At 51.0% G+C, this 17,364-nt stretch carries 11 protein-coding genes; 3 read left to right on the forward strand and 8 right to left on the reverse strand.

The window, feature by feature from the left end:
- Positions 1–36: 36 nt before the first annotated feature.
- Positions 37–1,062, forward strand: a complete 1,026-nt coding sequence (locus E7746_RS00980) for a threonine aldolase family protein (RefSeq protein WP_136409555.1) — start codon at positions 37–39, stop codon at positions 1,060–1,062.
- 87 nt (positions 1,063–1,149) lie between these two features.
- On the opposite strand, the gene E7746_RS00985 is transcribed toward E7746_RS00980, so the two are convergent.
- On the reverse strand, positions 1,150–4,368 hold the full coding sequence (locus E7746_RS00985) for a S41 family peptidase (RefSeq protein ID WP_136409556.1): 3,219 nt from the start codon (positions 4,366–4,368) through the stop codon (positions 1,150–1,152).
- Positions 4,369–4,534: 166 nt separating this feature from the next.
- On the opposite strand from E7746_RS00985, the gene E7746_RS00990 reads away from it, so the two are divergent.
- Positions 4,535–5,422, forward strand: coding sequence for a PfkB family carbohydrate kinase (locus E7746_RS00990; RefSeq protein WP_136409557.1), 888 nt, complete (start codon positions 4,535–4,537; stop codon positions 5,420–5,422).
- Here the strand turns inward: E7746_RS00990 and E7746_RS00995 are convergent.
- Positions 5,400–6,620 (reverse strand): sugar MFS transporter, encoded by a 1,221-nt coding sequence (locus E7746_RS00995; RefSeq protein ID WP_123395205.1) that lies wholly within the window; start codon positions 6,618–6,620, stop codon positions 5,400–5,402. The two genes, E7746_RS00990 and E7746_RS00995, sit on opposite strands and share 23 nt — an antisense overlap.
- A gap of 123 nt (positions 6,621–6,743) precedes the next feature.
- Here E7746_RS00995 and E7746_RS01000 point away from each other — a divergent pair, with 123 nt between their 5' ends.
- Positions 6,744–7,667: a DMT family transporter gene (locus E7746_RS01000; RefSeq protein WP_123395206.1), complete on the forward strand. Its 924-nt coding sequence runs from the start codon at positions 6,744–6,746 to the stop codon at positions 7,665–7,667.
- A gap of 69 nt (positions 7,668–7,736) precedes the next feature.
- Here the strand turns inward: E7746_RS01000 and E7746_RS01005 are convergent, their stop codons facing one another.
- From E7746_RS01005 to E7746_RS01030, 6 genes are all read right to left on the reverse strand, one after another.
- Entirely contained in the window at positions 7,737–9,413 is a 1,677-nt protein-coding gene (locus tag E7746_RS01005; RefSeq protein WP_238337280.1) for a fimbrillin family protein, read from the reverse strand.
- Between the two features lie 76 nt (positions 9,414–9,489).
- Positions 9,490–10,608: a fimbrillin family protein gene (locus E7746_RS01010; RefSeq protein ID WP_168184271.1), complete on the reverse strand. Its 1,119-nt coding sequence runs from the start codon at positions 10,606–10,608 to the stop codon at positions 9,490–9,492.
- Positions 10,609–10,646: 38 nt separating this feature from the next.
- Positions 10,647–11,654 carry a DUF5119 domain-containing protein gene (locus E7746_RS01015; protein ID WP_136409560.1) on the reverse strand — a complete coding sequence of 336 codons (1,008 nt, stop codon included), beginning with the start codon at positions 11,652–11,654 and terminating at the stop codon, positions 10,647–10,649.
- Positions 11,655–12,125: 471 nt separating this feature from the next.
- The gene (locus tag E7746_RS01020) at positions 12,126–13,061 is read right to left on the reverse strand and encodes an RluA family pseudouridine synthase (protein ID WP_136409561.1); all 936 of its coding nucleotides are present in this window, start codon (positions 13,059–13,061) and stop codon (positions 12,126–12,128) included.
- 21 nt (positions 13,062–13,082) lie between these two features.
- Positions 13,083–15,413: a type I DNA topoisomerase gene (gene topA / locus E7746_RS01025; protein WP_136409562.1), complete on the reverse strand. Its 2,331-nt coding sequence runs from the start codon at positions 15,411–15,413 to the stop codon at positions 13,083–13,085.
- 163 nt (positions 15,414–15,576) lie between these two features.
- Complete coding sequence (locus E7746_RS01030) at positions 15,577–17,361, reverse strand: DNA polymerase III subunit gamma/tau (RefSeq protein ID WP_136409563.1); 1,785 nt, start codon at positions 17,359–17,361, stop codon at positions 15,577–15,579.
- Between the last annotated feature and the right edge of the window lie 3 nt (positions 17,362–17,364).

Raw genomic sequence — 17,364 nt, forward strand, 5'->3', positions numbered from 1 at the left:
ATTACTTTTGTCACTGCATAACATTATTTATTGGAAATGATATATTTTGACAGTGACTACATGACGGGGGCACATCCCCTGGTTATTAAGCGTCTTAATGAAACCAACAGCCTGCACACCGTGGGCTACGGGCGTGACGAGTTTACAGCCGAGGCAAGGCGCATGATTCTTGATGCTTGCGGAATTGATGACGGCGAGGTCTATTTCCTGGAGGGCGGCACTCAGACCAATGCCGTGGTTATCGATCGCCTGCTTGACCATAACGACGGCGTGATTGCAACCGATACCGCTCACATAAACGTGCATGAGGCTGGTGCGATTGAGGCTACGGGTCACAAGGTGTTGGCGTTACCTAATCATGATGGAAAATTGAGAGCCTGTGACATCCGCGATTACATTGCCGATTTCTATCGTGACGACACGCATCACTACATGGTGCGTCCCGCCATGGTCTATATATCCTATCCCACCGAGCTTGGCACCATATACTCGCGTGACGAGCTTGAGGCCATTTCAAGTGTGTGCCGCGAAGCCGATGTGCCGTTATATATCGATGGCGCGCGTCTTGCCTATGGACTTGCCGCCGAGGGGGCCGACCTGTCACTGAAGGACATTGCATCGTTGTGTGATGTGTTCTATATAGGAGGCACCAAGTGCGGTGCGCTTTTCGGCGAGGCTGTGGTGACGCGCCGTCCCGAACTGTTGCCTCGATTCGTGTCGCTTATAAAGCTTCGTGGAGCCACGCTTGCCAAGGGGCGTTTGCTCGGTGTGCAATTCTCGACGCTGTTTACCGATGATCTGTATTGCTCAATCGGGCGTCATGCAGTGGCACTTGCCATGAAGTTAAAATCGGGATTTGTCAAGAAAGGCTATCGATTGTACATGGATTCACCCACCAATCAGCAATTTTTCGTCATGCCCAATGATAAGATTGACGAGTTGAGGGAAGTTGCGTCATTTGAACTGTGGGGTCCCAAGGGCGATGTGGAAACACCGGTGCGATTTGTTACCGACTGGGCCACTACCGAGCGTGACATCGATGAGCTGATTGCTGCGCTTTAATTTAGCGATAACATAATACCGGCCGACGGGTTAGTGACATTCACTCCGTCGGCCGGTATATTTTTTATTCAACAGTGAGTTGAGTTACTATTCCACGCCAAGGTCCTTGAATGTGCGTGGTGCGGGAACGGGAGGCAGGGGTTTGCGGCTCTTAAGCTCTTCAAGTATCACTTCGATTGCCTTGTCGAGTTGCTGGTCGATACCCATTTGCTCCTTTATGGGGTCGTTGTCGATGAGAATGTCGGGGTCGACACCGTGATTCTCCACAATCCACTGGCCGGTCTTGGCATCGTAATTGGTGAAGAATGGGACTCTTACATCGGTGCCGTCCATGTAGGGGAGCGAACCGCTGATGCCGATTATGCCTCCCCATGTGCGGGTACCTACCACTTTACCAAGACCTGTGGCCTTGAAGCTCCACGGGAAGAGGTCGCCGTCAGATGCCGAATACTTGTTGATAAGCAGAACCTTCGGTCCCACAAGTGTTGCATCGGGTATTGTCCCCACTTTGGACGATGTGCGGCTCATGGTCATGCGGTAGGGTTCGCGCAGAAGTCGCTCGATGAGCATAGGCGACACGTTGCCGCCACCGTTGGCACGGTCGTCGATAATGAGTGCCTCTTTGTCGAGCTGGGGATAGAAGTAACGCGCAAACTCGTTAAGACCCTCGGGACCCATGTCGGGAACATAGATGTAACCTACGCGTCCGTTGGTGGCTTTCTCCACTTTCTTGATGTTGTTCTGCACCCAGTTGTAGTGATAGAGCGGCTCTTCGTCGGCTATCGGCTCCACTACGATTTTGTGGGCGCCCTTCTCCGACGGTGTCGAGTTTACGGTGAGCTCGGTGAGCACGTTGGCTTTGCCTATGAGCAGGGTGTAGATGTTGTCGGTTTCGGTGGTGGGCACGCCGTCGATAGCCACGATGTAGTCGCCTTCGGCCACCTCTACTCCGGGTTCGGCAAGTGGTGAGCGTAACGAGCGGCTGTAGACAGCTCCGGGTATTATCTTGTCGATGCGGTAGTAGCCGCTCTTGTCACGGCTGAGCTCGGCGCCGAGAAGTCCCATGGGAATGCGCGTGATAGTCTTTATCTGGCCGGGGTTTACGTATGCGTGACCGCATGCGAGTTCGGCGATCATCTCGCCTATGATGTAGTTGAGGTCGTAGCGGGTCTTGGCGTAGGGGAGCAGTGCCGCATATTTCTTCTTTATTGCGTTCCAGTCGACTCCGTGCATGTTCTCAAGATAGAAGCCGTCGCGGAATGCACGCCATGTTTCATCGAATATCTGAGGCCATTCCTGGGCATAGTCTACCGGAGCTATCATGTTGCTCAAGTCGACGCTCTTGCCGAGCTTGACATTTGACATCGGAAGATCGGTGATGTAGAGGTTGCCGCGGGAGTAGAATGTCGCCTTCCTGCCGTCGGGTGACACTGACATCGAAGCGCCGTCGGCAATATTGGTGTTTTCGCCTTTCTCGAGGTCAAACATGTTCACGCTTCCACCGTTGCGGTACCACACTTTCTTTCCGTTGGAGTATATGGGGCTGTAGTTGCCCGATGCGAGAGGAAGCTTTACAAGTCGTGACGGTAGTCCGTCGGTGTCGATGTTCACTGTCGATGAAGCCTTGGCAGGTTCGTCGGCTTTTGCTTCGGGTGCTTTGACCGGATCCTTGTCATCTGATGGAAGCAACGGTGACGGGGTTGACTTGTCAAGCAATGCGATGTACACACCTCCCATGCGGTTGTAGACATGGTTCCACTCAGTCTGTCCGTAGGTGGGATTGAAGTCACGTTCCGATGTGAATATGATGTAACGGCCGTCGGAACTGAAAATGGGTGACGATGAGTCATACCACTTTTCAGTGACGGGATATTCCTTGCCTGAAGTGAGGTCGTAGACATAGATGACGTTCATGTTGTTGGCTCCCGATTTGGTGTAGGTTATCCATCGGCTGTCGGGTGAGTAATTTACCTGATAGAATTCGCCTTCGGGATTCTGCATGATTGTGCGCTTGCTGCCCGAAGCGGCGTCGATCTCCACGATGCGGTTCTTGCGGTCGGTGTAAAGAATCTTCTTGCTGTCGGGGCTCCAGTTGATTGAGCGGATGTAGGTGTCGTTGTCCTTGGTGAGCTGACGCGGCTTGCCGCCTTCGACATCCTGCAGCCACACTTCGGTTTCACCCGTGCGGTCGCTTATGTAGGCGATGTGCTTTCCGTCGGGACTCCATGATGCGTCACGCTCGTTGGCTCCCGGAGTGCGCGTTATGTTGCGTGTCACGCCTTTTGATGCCGGCACATCGAAAACTTCGCCACGAGCCGTTACAGCCAGGCGGTGAGCGTCGGGCGATACCGAATATCCGCTTATGAAATCCTCAACGGGCATCATCTCCTTTCGGGCGATGGTGTTGTCGGAGGCAAGTGTTATGTTGATTTTCTGGGGTTGTGCGCCTGAGCGCGGGTCATACTTGTAGATGTAGCCTCCGTTCTCGTATACGATTATGTTGCCGTTGCTGCTCGGGAACTTGATGTCATATTCGGTGTAGTCGGTCACCTTGCGGGTTTGTCCCGACTTTGTGTTGTAGGCAAACAGATTCATCGTGCGGTCACGGTCGGAGATGAAGTATATCTCATCGCCGATCCACATCGGGATTATGTCCTGTGCCACATTGTCGGTGATGTTTTTTACGGTCTTGGCTGCCGGGTCGTAGATCCAGATATCGTCGGCCATTCCTCCTCGGTAATATTTCCAGTTGCGGAACTCTCTCATCACGCGGTTGTAGGCAAGCTTCTTTCCGTCGGGTGAATAGGAGCAGAATCCGCCTTCGGGCAGGGGTATGGCGGTCGGCATTCCACCGTCGGGCGACACTGTCCACAGTTTGCCCTCAAAGCCGCTGCCGATGCGGTTGCGGTACACGATGCCCTTGCCGTCGGGCTGCCATGTCATGACGATGTTGTTGGGTCCCATGCGGTCGCCGAGGTCGTCACGTGAGTTGGTCGATGTGTAGGTGAGCCTTTCGGGTTCGCCTCCGTTGGCGGGAATCAGATATACTTCGGTGTTTCCGTCATATTGTCCCGTGAAGGCTATTGATTTCCCGTCGGGCGAGAAACGGGGAAATATCTCATATCCCTCATGTGATGTGAGTCGACGGGCTTCGCCTCCGTTCAATGGCACGGAGTATAGGTCGCCGGCGTAACTGAACACGACATCGTTGCCGTTGGTTGCCGGGAAGCGCAACAAGCGAGCTTCATCGGCTGCGTTCAGCGAAATTGATGCTGAAAACGCGATTGCAAGTAGGAGTGATTTCATTGCAGTTGGTCTTTTGGGTAAAAATTTCCGGGTATTGGTGTTAAAATATTTTCAAATATACTAATAATATTTTTAAGAATGGTTTTGCAGGGCTATTTATGGATGTATGTAGGGACATATATCGAAAAAATTGGCTAAGTTTGCACACTTAAATTGAAAATAAGGAATGAATAAGTATGATATTTGTTGTGTAGGACACATAACGCTTGATAAGATTGTAACGCCAAGACATACAGTGCACATGCCCGGAGGAACATCGTTTTATTTCGCTCACGGTATAAGCGCTCTTGACCCGTCGAAGTTTGTACTGGTGACATCACTTGCTGAAAGTGAAATGGGCGCTGTTGACGACATTCGCAAAAAGGGAGTTGAGGTAAAGGTTCTTCCGAGTCGCAATTCGGTATATTTTGAAAATATCTATGGAGAAAATCAGAATAATCGCACGCAACGTGTTCTGGCCAAGGCCGACCCCTTCACAGTGGAGGGACTGAAGGATGTAGATGCACGCATCTATCATCTCGGCAGTCTGCTTGCCGATGATTTTCCGCTTGAATTGGTTAAGTATTTGTCGACAAAGGGTGTGTTGTCGGTCGACGCTCAAGGTTATCTGCGCGAGGTACGTGGCGACAAGGTGTTTCCTATTGACTGGGTTGATAAGCGCAAGGCTCTTAAATACATAACGGTGCTTAAGGTCAACGAGCATGAATCGGAGGTGCTGACCGGTGAGAAAAATCCGTATGCCGCCGCTCGAATACTTGCCGATTGGGGTGTCAAGGAGGTGTTGCTTACGCTCGGCAGCAACGGCTCGCTGATATATGCAGGCGGTAATTTTTATGAGATTCCGGCTTTTGAACCCGAAGAGGTGGTCGATGCAACCGGATGCGGCGATACATATATGACCGGATACTTGTATATGCGCAACAAGGGTGCGTCATATATGGAAGCGGGAACCTTTGCTGCAGCAATGTGTACAATCAAGCTTGGCGCCTCGGGCCCGTTCAGCGGCACCGAGCGTGATGTGCTCGATATTGTCAATGTAGCTTCCTTGGCATGACGGTCAAGGAGTACAAGAGGACGAATATATAGCCTGCGCAGGGTACCAGGAATGCTGTAGACATTGATGTGACATCGGCCATTAAGCCCATGAGAAGCGTGCCTACGGCTCCGCCAAGTGGCGACATCATGAGAAATGACGATGCAATCTTGGTCGACGATCCCGCAAGACCGCGTATGGATATTGCAAATATGGTGGGGAACATTATCGCTTCGAAGGCATAGCAGGCAAATAGGCTGATGCGTGACATCAATCCTATGTCGAGTGTCACGATCAGAGATGCGATAACAGTCATTATTGCGCAAAAGCATAGTACTTTTTCTGCTGCTATGCGGCTCATTATCCAGCTTCCTGTTACTCGGGCTGCCATAAACAGGCCAAGACCGCCGAATGACAGCACCACGGCTGCCGTTTTGGAGGTCATCCAACCGCCGTCGGTGACATAGTTGATGAAGAAGCTGTTGATGGATATTTCAGAAATCTCATAACAGAATAGTGCCGAAACACCGAAAACAAACCGCTTGTTGTGGAGCAACTTGGATATGACAGTGCCGGTTGATTGTGCATCATAATCGCCTGCTGAGGATCCATCGGTTATTTCAGGCAACTTTACACGACTGAAAATCAATGCTACTATCAGCACTACAACGCCCATAACCGAGTAGGGAAGCGCTACGTTGATGCCCTCGTCGCCGGTAAACAGTATTTGTCCCATTATCAACGGTGCGAGAATACAACCGAGGCCGTTGAACGACTGCGCGAGATTCAGGCGGCTTGCCGCTGTGGATCGGTCGCCCAGTTCGGTCACGTAAGGATTTGCGGCTGTTTCGAGCACGACGAGTCCGCATCCGATTATAAATAGCGACACGAGAAAGAAGTTAAAAGAAACAGTCAATTCGCTTGGAATGAACAATAGCGAGCCGAAGGCAAAAAACATTAGCCCTAACACAACACCACGTCTATATCCGAATCGGTTAATGAATAATCCGGCAGGAAGAGCCATTATAAAGTATCCAAGGTAGGTAGTGGCCTGAATCATAGCCGAGCGTGTTATGGTTATGTCCATCGTTGTCTGGAAATGCTTGTTGAGGACATCGAGTATGGCTCGTGCAAATCCCCACATGAAGAATAGCGATGTCACAAGTATGAACGGTATGACATATTGTCGGGCAACCAATGATTTTGTAGAATTTCTCATTTATATGATTAGTTTCAGAAGTTTGATAGCTCCAAATGATGCTGCAAAAGTAGCTATTTTATATAAAAAAGAGTATCTTTACAGTCTGATTTGTGATAGTTGAATTTCTTAATTGGAATAATTATGGACTCTCGTAAAGCGAAAGGCTATATACTTGGATTTGTTGCAGCAGCTACCTATGGTTTGAATCCGTTGTTTGCGTTACCTTTGATGGCCGATGGTATGGATGCGTCATCCATACTTCTGTTCCGTTATTTGCTCGCTATCCCGATTGTTGCGTTGATGATGGCTGTGCGCGGCCGATCATTTGCCGTCACATTGCGTCAGTTGGGCCTGCTTGTGGTGTTTGGCCTTTTGCTTGGCGTTTCATCGATTTCGTTGTTTGAGAGTTACCGTTACATGGATGCCGGCATTGCGTCGACATTGCTGTTTGTCTATCCGTTGATGGTGGCTGTGATAATGTCGGCCTTTTTCCATGAACGCATGTCACGCCTCACGATTGTGTGCCTTACTGCGGCATTGGCCGGTATCGGGCTATTGTATAAGGGCGAAGGAGGCGGTACGTTAAGTCCTTTAGGTACGGCTATCGTTATGTTGTCGGCACTTACTTATGCCATCTACATAGTTGGTATAAACAAGACGGAGCTTTCCAAAGTGCCTACTCTTACCGTGACATTCTATGTGCTTATATTTGGCATGATAGTATTTGCCGTTAATTTGCTTATGAAGGGTCATGTCGATGTGCCTTCGGGTATTAGTCAATGGCTCGGTGTGGGAGCGTTGGCGTTGCTGCCTACTGCTGTGTCGTTCCTGTGTACGACTATGGCTATAATCTATGTGGGTTCGACTCCTACAGCCATACTTGGCGCAATGGAGCCGTTGACGGCGGTTATCATAGGCATAACGGTGTTTGGCGAGCGTCTTACCGTGCGTGATGTACTGGGGCTCTCATTGATTGTGATAGCCGTGACGCTGGTTGTGGTAGGGGGTAGCGTAAGCAAGCACTTGACCAATATAAAACGGTTGTTCCCTCGTGTAAAAAGATGAAATAAGCGGTCGCAATAGTCATGAATGACAGTCGCGACCGCTTGGCTAATCAAGGATTAGATATTATAATCAGTTGACTTTCTTGAGCAATCGCACGCAATTGCCGTAGTTGCGCGCCCATTCACTGATACTGAAGTCAGATGATCCCAAATTTTCATTTGCAATACGTACACAGTATCCGTTGGCAACTTTATTGGAGCCGGCTGCGCGATAACTGCCGGAAGATGCCCAATAATAGACTGTAAGGCCACTGTTTTTTTCGCCATTCAGAGAAGGACTTGAATATCCGGCGAGTGGAAGAAACACCGAGTTCATTGCAGTCAATTGATTGTTGGAGTCAAGGACTATTTTGGTGTAGTCGAGAGCGTCTGTCTGACCGAGTTTTATCGAAGAGATGTCATCCTGACTTATTCCGACTGTTGACAATATCTCCTTTGCCTTGGTTGCGTCACTGTTGTCGCAGGGCAATATCAGCAGCCCCTTTATGCCGTTGACCGTGCCGGGATGAATGAAGAAGGTGCTTAGTATCGTATTCCACTCATCTTTGGTAGGAGTCACATAGGTGCCGTCATGGACATCGACTGATAATTGTCGGCCGTAGGCGGTTCCCCAATCATATTGTGTCGCTTTGATTTCGTTTATGTCCTGATTTTCGGTTTCCTGTATTGACGGATAGAGCGTTTTGTCAGCGTCCCAGTATTGGGGTTGGCGTGCATTGTCGATTCCTGTTGCGCCCCATCCAAACAGGTCGATTATCTCGGGAGTGTCTTCGTTCCAGCCCCTTTTTGTGACATATTCGGTCTGACTCCCAAATACACCCCATTGACGGGTTTTGGTGTTGAAGAACAGGTTGCCTCCTGTGAATCGGTATTTATTGTCGCCGAGGGTTATCTCGGGGCCTATAAGCGTCGCTTCGGTGGATGATGTGTTATCATTTTCCTTAACGGCATTCATCGTCACCTCGACTCCCTCGCCTTGTGCCTTGCGGAAAAAGCGGTTGGCGTTGTAGGTGCGTGACGGCAGGGTGCCCGAGTAGCTGTTGCCGTCGACGGTCACCGTGAATGTCAGTGCCATGTCACGCTCGGGAATTATTGTGAGGTATATGTCGCCGTCGCTATTCTCGACGGTTATGTCACCTGATGTTTTATCGGCAATCGAGCCGTCGAGATTGAACGTACATCGGTTGTAAAGGTTGGTCCCTGAAACTGTGACGCGGTTGCCCGACAGCGTTGTGCCATCGGTGAAGTTCAGCTTATAGTGAGCAAACCCCGTGCTGCGCGTGACGGTGAAGCTGATTGTGGCCTCGCTGCCTGTCACGTTGGCTGAAGTTGAGGCAAACATCATGTCGGTGTTACGTAACGAGGTCAGCTTGCCCTCCTGCGATGAGATGTCGAGCGACAGCAACGATGACGCATCGGCAACAGAAGCGGGCAGTGCGTCACTTGTGCCGAAGTGGTAGATGTTTATGTCGTTTCGGCCTTCATTAAGCCCGGTGAGAGTTCCTGAGAAAGTGCCCGATTGGGCGTTGTCGATGTCAAGGATGCCTAATGCCGTTCCAGACTCGTCGGTGACCAGTAGGCGGTCGTCGCTGCTCCATGCAAAGGCGATTGACCCGTTTTTCTCCGACAGGGCGGAGCGTGAATCATCGCCGTGATCCACCGATGCCTTGGCCGTCACCTTCACGATTTTGCCTGACGGCGGGGTGTCGAGTGCATCGTTGTTGCACGATGTTAACGCCGATAACATTGCGGCGGCAGCAAGAAAGTTTTTTATCAAGCAGTGATTCATGACTGATGGATTTATGAGTTATCGTGTTTCGTGCTTATGATTCGGGTCCTTCGCCTACGGCATCGGTGCCTGAGCCACTAATGCTACCTTGTGGTTCGCCGGACTGCGGGCCATTGATGTCGGTCGTTATCTCTTCGCCGGCAATGAAGTCCTCGGTGGATATGTCGTAGGCTATGCTTGACAATATGGATATGGGGTTGGACGGGTCGGGTGTGTAGCCGCCGTTGCTCCCTTTGGAGAACCTGAAGGTGTAAACGTAATGCACTCCCGGCCTCCAGTCGATGGCTACGGGCACAGCGATGTAGTCGTTATAGGCCAAGGCGTTGCCGCTGTCGGTCATTTTCACTTTCACGAGGAAATAGGAGCCGATGTAGTTATCCGATTTGTTTTCGGGATTCCATGCCGTCACTTTCTGAGGAATCAGCAGCAATGAGCCGTCACCACCTCCCGATACATTCACCCCCGTGAGTTCGGTCTTCTCCGATGTCACGCTTTTGGAGTTGAATGTTACCGAGTAAACGGCGGTAGCCGATGATTCAATTCCCGACCATGTGCCCGTGACATCAGTGCCGTCGGTGTCCTGTGAGGGAAAGGAGAATGTGGCTTGCTGATGTATATTGCCTATCTTAACCTCCGAAATTTCGATGGCGTATTCGGAGTTGTTGACGGCACTGAATGTCACTTGGGCAAGTGCGTGACGGAAGTTTAGTCTTACGGTTGTGCGCGATAGATTGGTCTTTACGGCATACATCAGGTCGAGTTGATGTGACGCTTCGGCCGCGGGCTTGAAATCCTTGAAGCGGGGAGTGCCTTCGCTGTATTCATAGAATCCGCTGCCGTTGACATGGGCATGGAAGTCAAGCGGATAGGCCGGCCAGTAGCGGGTTGCCGCCGATTCCCATGTGACGGGGCTGTTGCCCGTCTTGTTCACCACATCGCCGTTGATGTAGAGCTCCGATGTGCCGTTTTTGACGGCATAGACGGTGAATGATGACGGCGGGTTACTGCTGCTGTAGGATGCCTGTGAACGGGCGGTGTTGGAAGTCGTTGCCTCAAAGGTGATGAGATTGGTGCCGTCGTGCATGTCGTCCTGTGTACAGGCGGTCATGACTACGGCAAGCATTGCAATCGTGATGAATGGACTGTGTTTCATTACATTTTCAATTAGAGGAGTCATTTATATGGTATTATTTATATGTCGATGTCGGTGTCTATTATCGACCAGTCGTCAATGTCGTGGGTGTAGCCGGTGCCTTCGGGGTCGTCGGATTGTGGAATCTCAAGTCCGCTGACAGTCAATGTGACGCTGCCTGATTCGCCCGATTGATGCAGCTTTTCAGTCATGTCAAATCGGGTGTCGGAGCCGCCCAGGCAATGCAGCTTTCCGTCGTCGGTCCACACGTAGAGCATCAAATGATGTGACGCATTGCAGCCATTGTCATGCCTGAATGTTACAAACTCGCCGGTGATGCGTGACATGCCGTCGCTGACGGATTCGCCTACAAGCGTCGCACACTCCGAACCGGGATTTCCGTCACATAGGAGCAATGACGAGGTCATGCCTGAAATGGACGCAAACACCGATGTCACGCGGCCTATGTTGGTAACATCGGTTATTTCGTAACGGTAGGTGTCGGTCAATCGGCGTGGCTGCAATGCGAGCGTTACATCGTTGCTTTTGAGTGACACGTTGCTTATCGAAGTGCCCGTCATGGGGTCGGGACAGATGAGGAGCTGTTCATCCTCGGCTCCGGGTGCCACGGGGAGGTTATTGCCGTCGGGCGATTGGATGACGGTGCTTGGGCGTGTGTAGGCTTCATGGGTGTCATAACGGCCGGTGTTGCGGAAGTCGACCCCGTGAGTGTCGTTGTTGTAGCATATTACACTGTATCGGCCCGGCTTGATGTCGATTTTGCCGCCCGTTACGCCTTTGAAGTCAAAGCGTCGCGCTTCAAGGCTTTCATCAATGGGGTAGAGGAACAGACTCATCCCTGCCGGAGGCGGATTGCCGACATAACGCATGTCGAATGTCACGTTGACGGAAACCGTGTAATCCATCACATCATCGCCCGCAGCGTCACTCTTGCTGCATCCGATAGCCGACAGGATGGCGAGCAATGCGGCAATGATGGTCGCGCGACACGTAACGGCGCTTGGTATTGCCGTTACATGGATTGGTTTGAGTCCTTGACTTGCCATTGAAATGTTAATGAGCAATCGGGAAGATGAAAAACAATGGTGGTGTAACCTCGTGCAAATAGTGTCGACGAGATGACTTGCTGATATTTTCCATGGCGGTAAAACGACGGAAATCGGAAGGATATTGCCGTCCTGCCTATAGGGCGGGTCGATAATATGGTCGCTGCTACATGGCTAAAATAGTCGGTTAATTAAGGCAGGCTAATTACTTTTATGCTACGCTGATTTTCGAGAGAGCTACTTAATGATACTTGTATTTCAGCTATATAACTTATTCATTGTGAGCAGGTAGATGTAGTGCCGCAAATATTAAGGTTTACAAGCGGAGCAGATGCAAGATTGCATTTATCTACATAACTCACATTGCCAAAGATAGGATAAGTTTTGAAAATGAACAAATGTTTTGTGGAAAATTTGTGAAAATATTTTCAAAATCCCGCAAAATGTAGTGTGAACCGTTGCGGCTGAAGGTTATTTACCGCCTACAAGCTTGTAGAAAGAACCGGGAATGGGGGTGGTAAAGTTCATGTCACGACGCGTTGAAGGATGTGCAAACCTTAGTGTCTGGGCATGCAGTGCAAGGCGATGTATCATTGAAGCCTTTGCTCCGTATTTGCGGTCGCCTGATATGGGGTGTCCGAGTTCCTTCATGTGTACTCTTATCTGATTTTTGCGGCCTGTGTCGAGCTCGACTTCAAGCATTGTGTGACCGAGTCCGCGCTTCAGCACCTTATAACGTGTCACGGCAAGTTCTCCCTCTTCGGGATTCTGGGTCGAGTAGACTTCATACTGTGACGTTTCGGCAAGATAGCTTCGTATCTCACCCTCGTCCTTCTCGACTTCGCCTTCGACCACTGCTATATACTTGCGACTCAGCACCATGTTGTTCCAATTATGCTGCATGGCTTCTTTGGCTTCTTCGGTTTTGGCGAGCATCATCAGTCCCGAAGTGTCACGGTCAAGACGATGGACTATAAACAACTTGTTGCGCGGATTGGCCCACTTAACGTAGTCACGCATTATAGAGTAGGCGGTACCGTCCTTTACGCGGTCGGTTCCCATCGAAAGCAGTCCGTAGCCTTTTTCGATGACGATGATGTCGTCATCCTCATATACAAGCTTTACGCGGCGATTGGAAAATACCCTGAATTCACGCGTGAGGTTCACCTCGACTTTGTCGCCTTCATGCAACTCACGGTTGAATTGTGTTACCGGCATTCCGTTTACCGCAACCTGATTGTGCTTCAGCAGCTCCTTGACTGTGGTGCGCTTGCGTTGAGGCATCGAGTCAAAGAGGAATTGAAGTAACTGCGAGTCACCTTTTACGGGATATCTTTCGATTACATCGGGACGAAACGGCGCGTTATGCGCTCCCGGCTTGCTTGTATAGCGATTCTGTCGAGGCATGGCTTGATGGTTGGAATATGTTTATTTCTTGCGGGCCGATGTACGGCGTGCAGGTTTCTTGGGCTTGGCTTCGTCACGGTCGATTATCTCACGGCATTGCTCAAGAGTGAGAGTTTCGGGATTCTTTACGGTGCGCGGTATCTTATAGTTGGATTTCTTGTAGGAGATGTAGATTCCGTATCGGCCGTTAAGAATCATCAGGTCGGGGTCTTCGTCAAATGTCTTGACCACTTTCTTGCTCTCGGCGTCACGCTTGGCCGTGATGAGCTCTTCGGCTTCGGTCAATGTAATTGCTGCCGGAGCGATGTCCTTGGGAATGGATACGAATTTGCCGTTATGCTTTATATAAGGGCCGAAACGACCTATTGCAACAGTGACTTCAGAGCCTTCAAATTCACCAAGCGTGCGAGGGAACTCAAACAGCTTCAAGGCTTCGTCAAGAGTTATTGTGCCAACCGACTGGCCTTTGAGCAGTGATGCAAACTGGGGCTTCTCGTCGCTATCGCCGTCACCTATTTGCACAAGAGGGCCGTAACGGCCTATCTTCACGCTTACTGGCTTGCCTGTGGCGGGATCGGTTCCGAGAACTCGCTCGCCCACTTTGTGCTCGAGCCTGACATTTAACGCATGGTCGACATCGGGATGGAACAGAGCGTAGAATGTGCCTATCTCCTTGTCCCATTCGAGCTTTCCCTCGGCTATGTCGTCAAACTTTTCCTCCATTTTGGCGGTAAAGTCGTAGTCGAGAATCGAGGGGAAGTATCGAGTGAGGAAGTCGTTGACCACGATGCCTATGTCGGTGGGGATGAGCTTACCTTTTTCCGATCCGGTAATTTCGGTCTTTACCGTTTCTTTTATCTTGCCGTTTTTGAGCTGCAGCACCTTGTAGTTGCGCGGTTCGCCCTCTTTTTCGCCTTTTTCCACATATTCGCGAGCCTGGATGGTGGATATTGTGGGGGCATAGGTAGAGGGTCGGCCGATGCCGAGCTCCTCCATCTTCTTTACCAGCGAAGCCTCGGTGTAGCGAGGCGGCTGCTGAGTGAATCGCTCGGTGGCGGTGATTGAGGCGAGCGACAGCGACTGTCCTTCGCTCATTGCGGGAAGCAGTGATGAATCCTGCTCGTCGGCATCGTCGTCGTTGCTTTCGATGTAGACATTGAGAAATCCGTCAAACTTTATTACCTCTCCGGTGGCGGTGAAGTGTTCGCTTCGTGTCGAGGGATGTATCTCGACAGTCGTTTTTTCTATTTCGGCATCGGCCATCTGGGATGCTATCGTGCGCTTCCATATCAGTCCGTACAGTTTTTTCTCCTGTGCCGTGCCGTCGATAGTGTGCTTGTCGATGGATGTGGGACGGATTGCCTCGTGAGCTTCCTGGGCACCCTTGGAGTGGGTGTGATATTTTCGTATTTTCAGATACTCCTTGCCAAGCTTATCGGTGATTTCGCCGGCAATTGCATTTACGGCGAGTTCCGACAGATTGAGCGAGTCGGTACGCATGTAAGTTATGTGTCCCTCCTCATATAGGCGCTGAGCCACCATCATGGTTTGCGACACTGTGAATCCGAGCTTGCGTGACGCTTCCTGCTGCAGTGTGGAGGTGGTGAATGGTGGTGCCGGTGACTTGTGTACGGGTTTTACCGTCACATTGCCCACGGTGAATGTGGCGTCGGTGCAATCGGAGAGGAACTGCATGGCGGCCTGTGTGTCGGGAATCCTTCGGCTGAGCTCGGCGCGCAATTTTGAATTGTCATCGGTAGTGAAGTCGGCGTTGATGCGGTAGTAGTTTTCGGTTCTGAAGTCCTTGATTTCCTGCTCGCGCTCAACTATGAGCCTTACGGCCACCGATTGTACTCGTCCTGCCGAGAGGGCGGGCTTTATCTTCTTCCAAAGCACGGGCGACAGCTCGAAGCCTACTATGCGGTCGAGCACGCGGCGTGCCTGCTGGGCGTCGACACGGTTCAGGTCGATTGCCCGCGGATGCTTGATTGCATCCATTATTGCGTTTTTAGTGATTTCGTGGAATACGATGCGCTTTGTGTTCTCAGGATCGAGTCCGAGCACTTCGCAAAGATGCCATGCTATTGCTTCACCCTCGCGGTCCTCATCGGATGCGAGCCACACCGTCTGTGAGTCCTTGACCGCCTTTTTCAGGTCGGCAACAAGCGCCTTCTTGTCATCGGGAATTTCGTACACCGGAGCAAAACCATGATCGATGTCGATGCTGAATTTCTTCTTGTTAAGGTCGCGTATATGACCGTAGCTTGACATGACTTTATAGTCCTTTCCAAGGAATTTTTCAATGGTTTTGGCTTTTGCCGGTGACTCTACAATGACTAAATTTTTCAGCATGATTTCGATGTTAATTCAAAATTATCGGCAAAATTAGGAAAAAGTTGCATATATTAATGTAGAAAATTTACATTTTCTCGACTTTTTGCTCTCCTAATTTCCCAATATAACAAATCTACACCCTAAAAGGTCACTGGCGGTGTGTGTTAAATCAAATGCAGCCTCACAGCATGGTGAGATGCAGGTCGTCGATGACATTGTTTAGGTAGGGATACTTGCGACGCATAAGCGAATACACTTCTCCGTCGGTAAGTGAAGTGGCGGTGGCCTGTCCTTTGTTTAAGGCTATGTCGAGTGTCACGAAGTCGTTTTCGAGGCGGTTGTGCAACTCCTCAAGCAGCATAGGCATCGATTGGACGATGCTGTCGCGTATGGCTTCGCTCTCGACGGTTACTCCGTAACGCGCACCCTCGATGCGTTGCGGACGAGCCACGCGCATTGCGTTTATGAGCAGGTGCTCCTTGGGGTGCGAGTCGATTACGCTTTGCCATGTCGCAGCAAACTGTTCGTCAGTGAAGTCGGTGGAACGGCGGGGTGTTTCACGCACGTATTCGGCGGCTTGTTCGTTGGCTTGTGTCACAGTGCTCTTAAGCGACAATCCGGGAGTGCGCAGTCCTTGATGGCGTCGAGGAACGGCCGGTTGGGGATGTGCGGGTTGAGGTGCCGCTGCAGGTTGCGGGGTGACAGGGGCTTTCAGCGGTTGATTACTGACAGGCTGCTGTGCCACCTGATTGGCTGGTTGCGGTGCCGGGGCGGCCTTGGGCGATGTAGCAGTGGTTTTCAGCAACTGATTACTCGCTGAGGCCGGTTGTGAGGCGGTGACGGCCGACAGCTTATTGCCCGAATCACCCTCGGGCCTGATTTGTTGGCACAGCTTGATCAGTGTAAGCTCGACGAGGAATTGCTTGTTGGATGCTACGCGGTAGTTAAGGTCGGCATCATTGCACAGATCCATGGCCTTATACAGGAATTGGGGCGTGCATTGCTGCGCTACCTTTGCCATTGCCTGTCGAGATTCTTCATCGGCTTCGAGCAGTGAGATTGTCGACGGGTCGCGAGCCACCATCAGGTCGCGGAAGTGCGAAGCCAGTCCGGTGATGAAAAATTGTGAGTCAAATCCTTTTTCGCGTATGTCCTTGTATATGAGCAATGCCTGTGGCACATTGCCTGTCAGCATTGCCTCGACAAGACGGTCGTAGTATTCGTGATCGAGTATGTTCAGGTTTTCGACGGTCGACTTATAGGTCACGTTTCCCATCGATGATGCGGCGACCTGGTCAAATATTGAAAGCGCATCGCGCATCGCTCCGTCGGCTTTTCGTGCAATTACATTGAGAGCCGCCGGCTCGGCTGTTATGCCTTCTTGAGTTGCCACATAGGCGAGATGCTCCACCATGTCGTTGATCGTGATGCGGTTGAAATCGTAGATTTGGCATCGTGACAGAATGGTGGGTATGATTTTGTGCTTCTCGGTTGTCGCAAGGATGAAAATCACATAGCTCGGCGGCTCTTCAAGTGTCTTTAGGAAAGCGTTGAATGCTCCCGACGAAAGCATGTGTACCTCGTCGATGATGAATACACGGTAACGAGCGTGTACCGGAGGCACCTGCACCTGGTCGATGAGGTTGCGCATATCGTCAATGCCGTTGTTGGATGCGGCATCAAGTTCGATGATGTTGAGCGAGCGTCCTTCGTTGAACTCTCGGCATGAGGCACATTCGTTACATGCCTCTCCGTCGGGAGTGCGATGCTCACAGTTGATTGTCTTGGCAAATATTCGGGCGCATGAAGTTTTGCCCACTCCGCGTGATCCTGTGAAAAGGTAGGCGTGAGCCAGTCGCTCCTTGCTGATGGAGTTGCGTAGTGTGGCTGTCAAAGCCTTCTGTCCCACGACGCTTGCAAAGGTCGACGGACGGTATTTGCGTGCTGATACAATGTAATTTTCCATGTT

Source organism: Muribaculum gordoncarteri, assembly GCF_004803695.1.
GTDB classification, from domain to species: domain Bacteria; phylum Bacteroidota; class Bacteroidia; order Bacteroidales; family Muribaculaceae; genus Muribaculum; species Muribaculum gordoncarteri.

Coding starts and splice junctions, on each gene's coding strand:
- E7746_RS00980 (WP_136409555.1), top strand. CDS start 37: ATGATATATTTTGACAGTGACTACATGACGGGGGCACATCCCCTGGTT.
- E7746_RS01010 (WP_168184271.1), bottom strand. CDS start 10,608: ATGAAACACAGTCCATTCATCACGATTGCAATGCTTGCCGTAGTCATG.
- E7746_RS01020 (WP_136409561.1), bottom strand. CDS start 13,061: ATGCCTCGACAGAATCGCTATACAAGCAAGCCGGGAGCGCATAACGCG.
- E7746_RS01030 (WP_136409563.1), bottom strand. CDS start 17,361: ATGGAAAATTACATTGTATCAGCACGCAAATACCGTCCGTCGACCTTT.
- E7746_RS01000 (WP_123395206.1), top strand. CDS start 6,744: ATGGACTCTCGTAAAGCGAAAGGCTATATACTTGGATTTGTTGCAGCA.
- E7746_RS00990 (WP_136409557.1), top strand. CDS start 4,535: ATGAATAAGTATGATATTTGTTGTGTAGGACACATAACGCTTGATAAG.
- E7746_RS00995 (WP_123395205.1), bottom strand. CDS start 6,620: ATGAGAAATTCTACAAAATCATTGGTTGCCCGACAATATGTCATACCG.
- topA (WP_136409562.1), bottom strand. CDS start 15,413: ATGCTGAAAAATTTAGTCATTGTAGAGTCACCGGCAAAAGCCAAAACC.
- E7746_RS01005 (WP_238337280.1), bottom strand. CDS start 9,413: ATGTTATCGGCGTTAACATCGTGCAACAACGATGCACTCGACACCCCG.
- E7746_RS00985 (WP_136409556.1), bottom strand. CDS start 4,368: ATGAAATCACTCCTACTTGCAATCGCGTTTTCAGCATCAATTTCGCTG.
- E7746_RS01015 (WP_136409560.1), bottom strand. CDS start 11,654: ATGGCAAGTCAAGGACTCAAACCAATCCATGTAACGGCAATACCAAGC.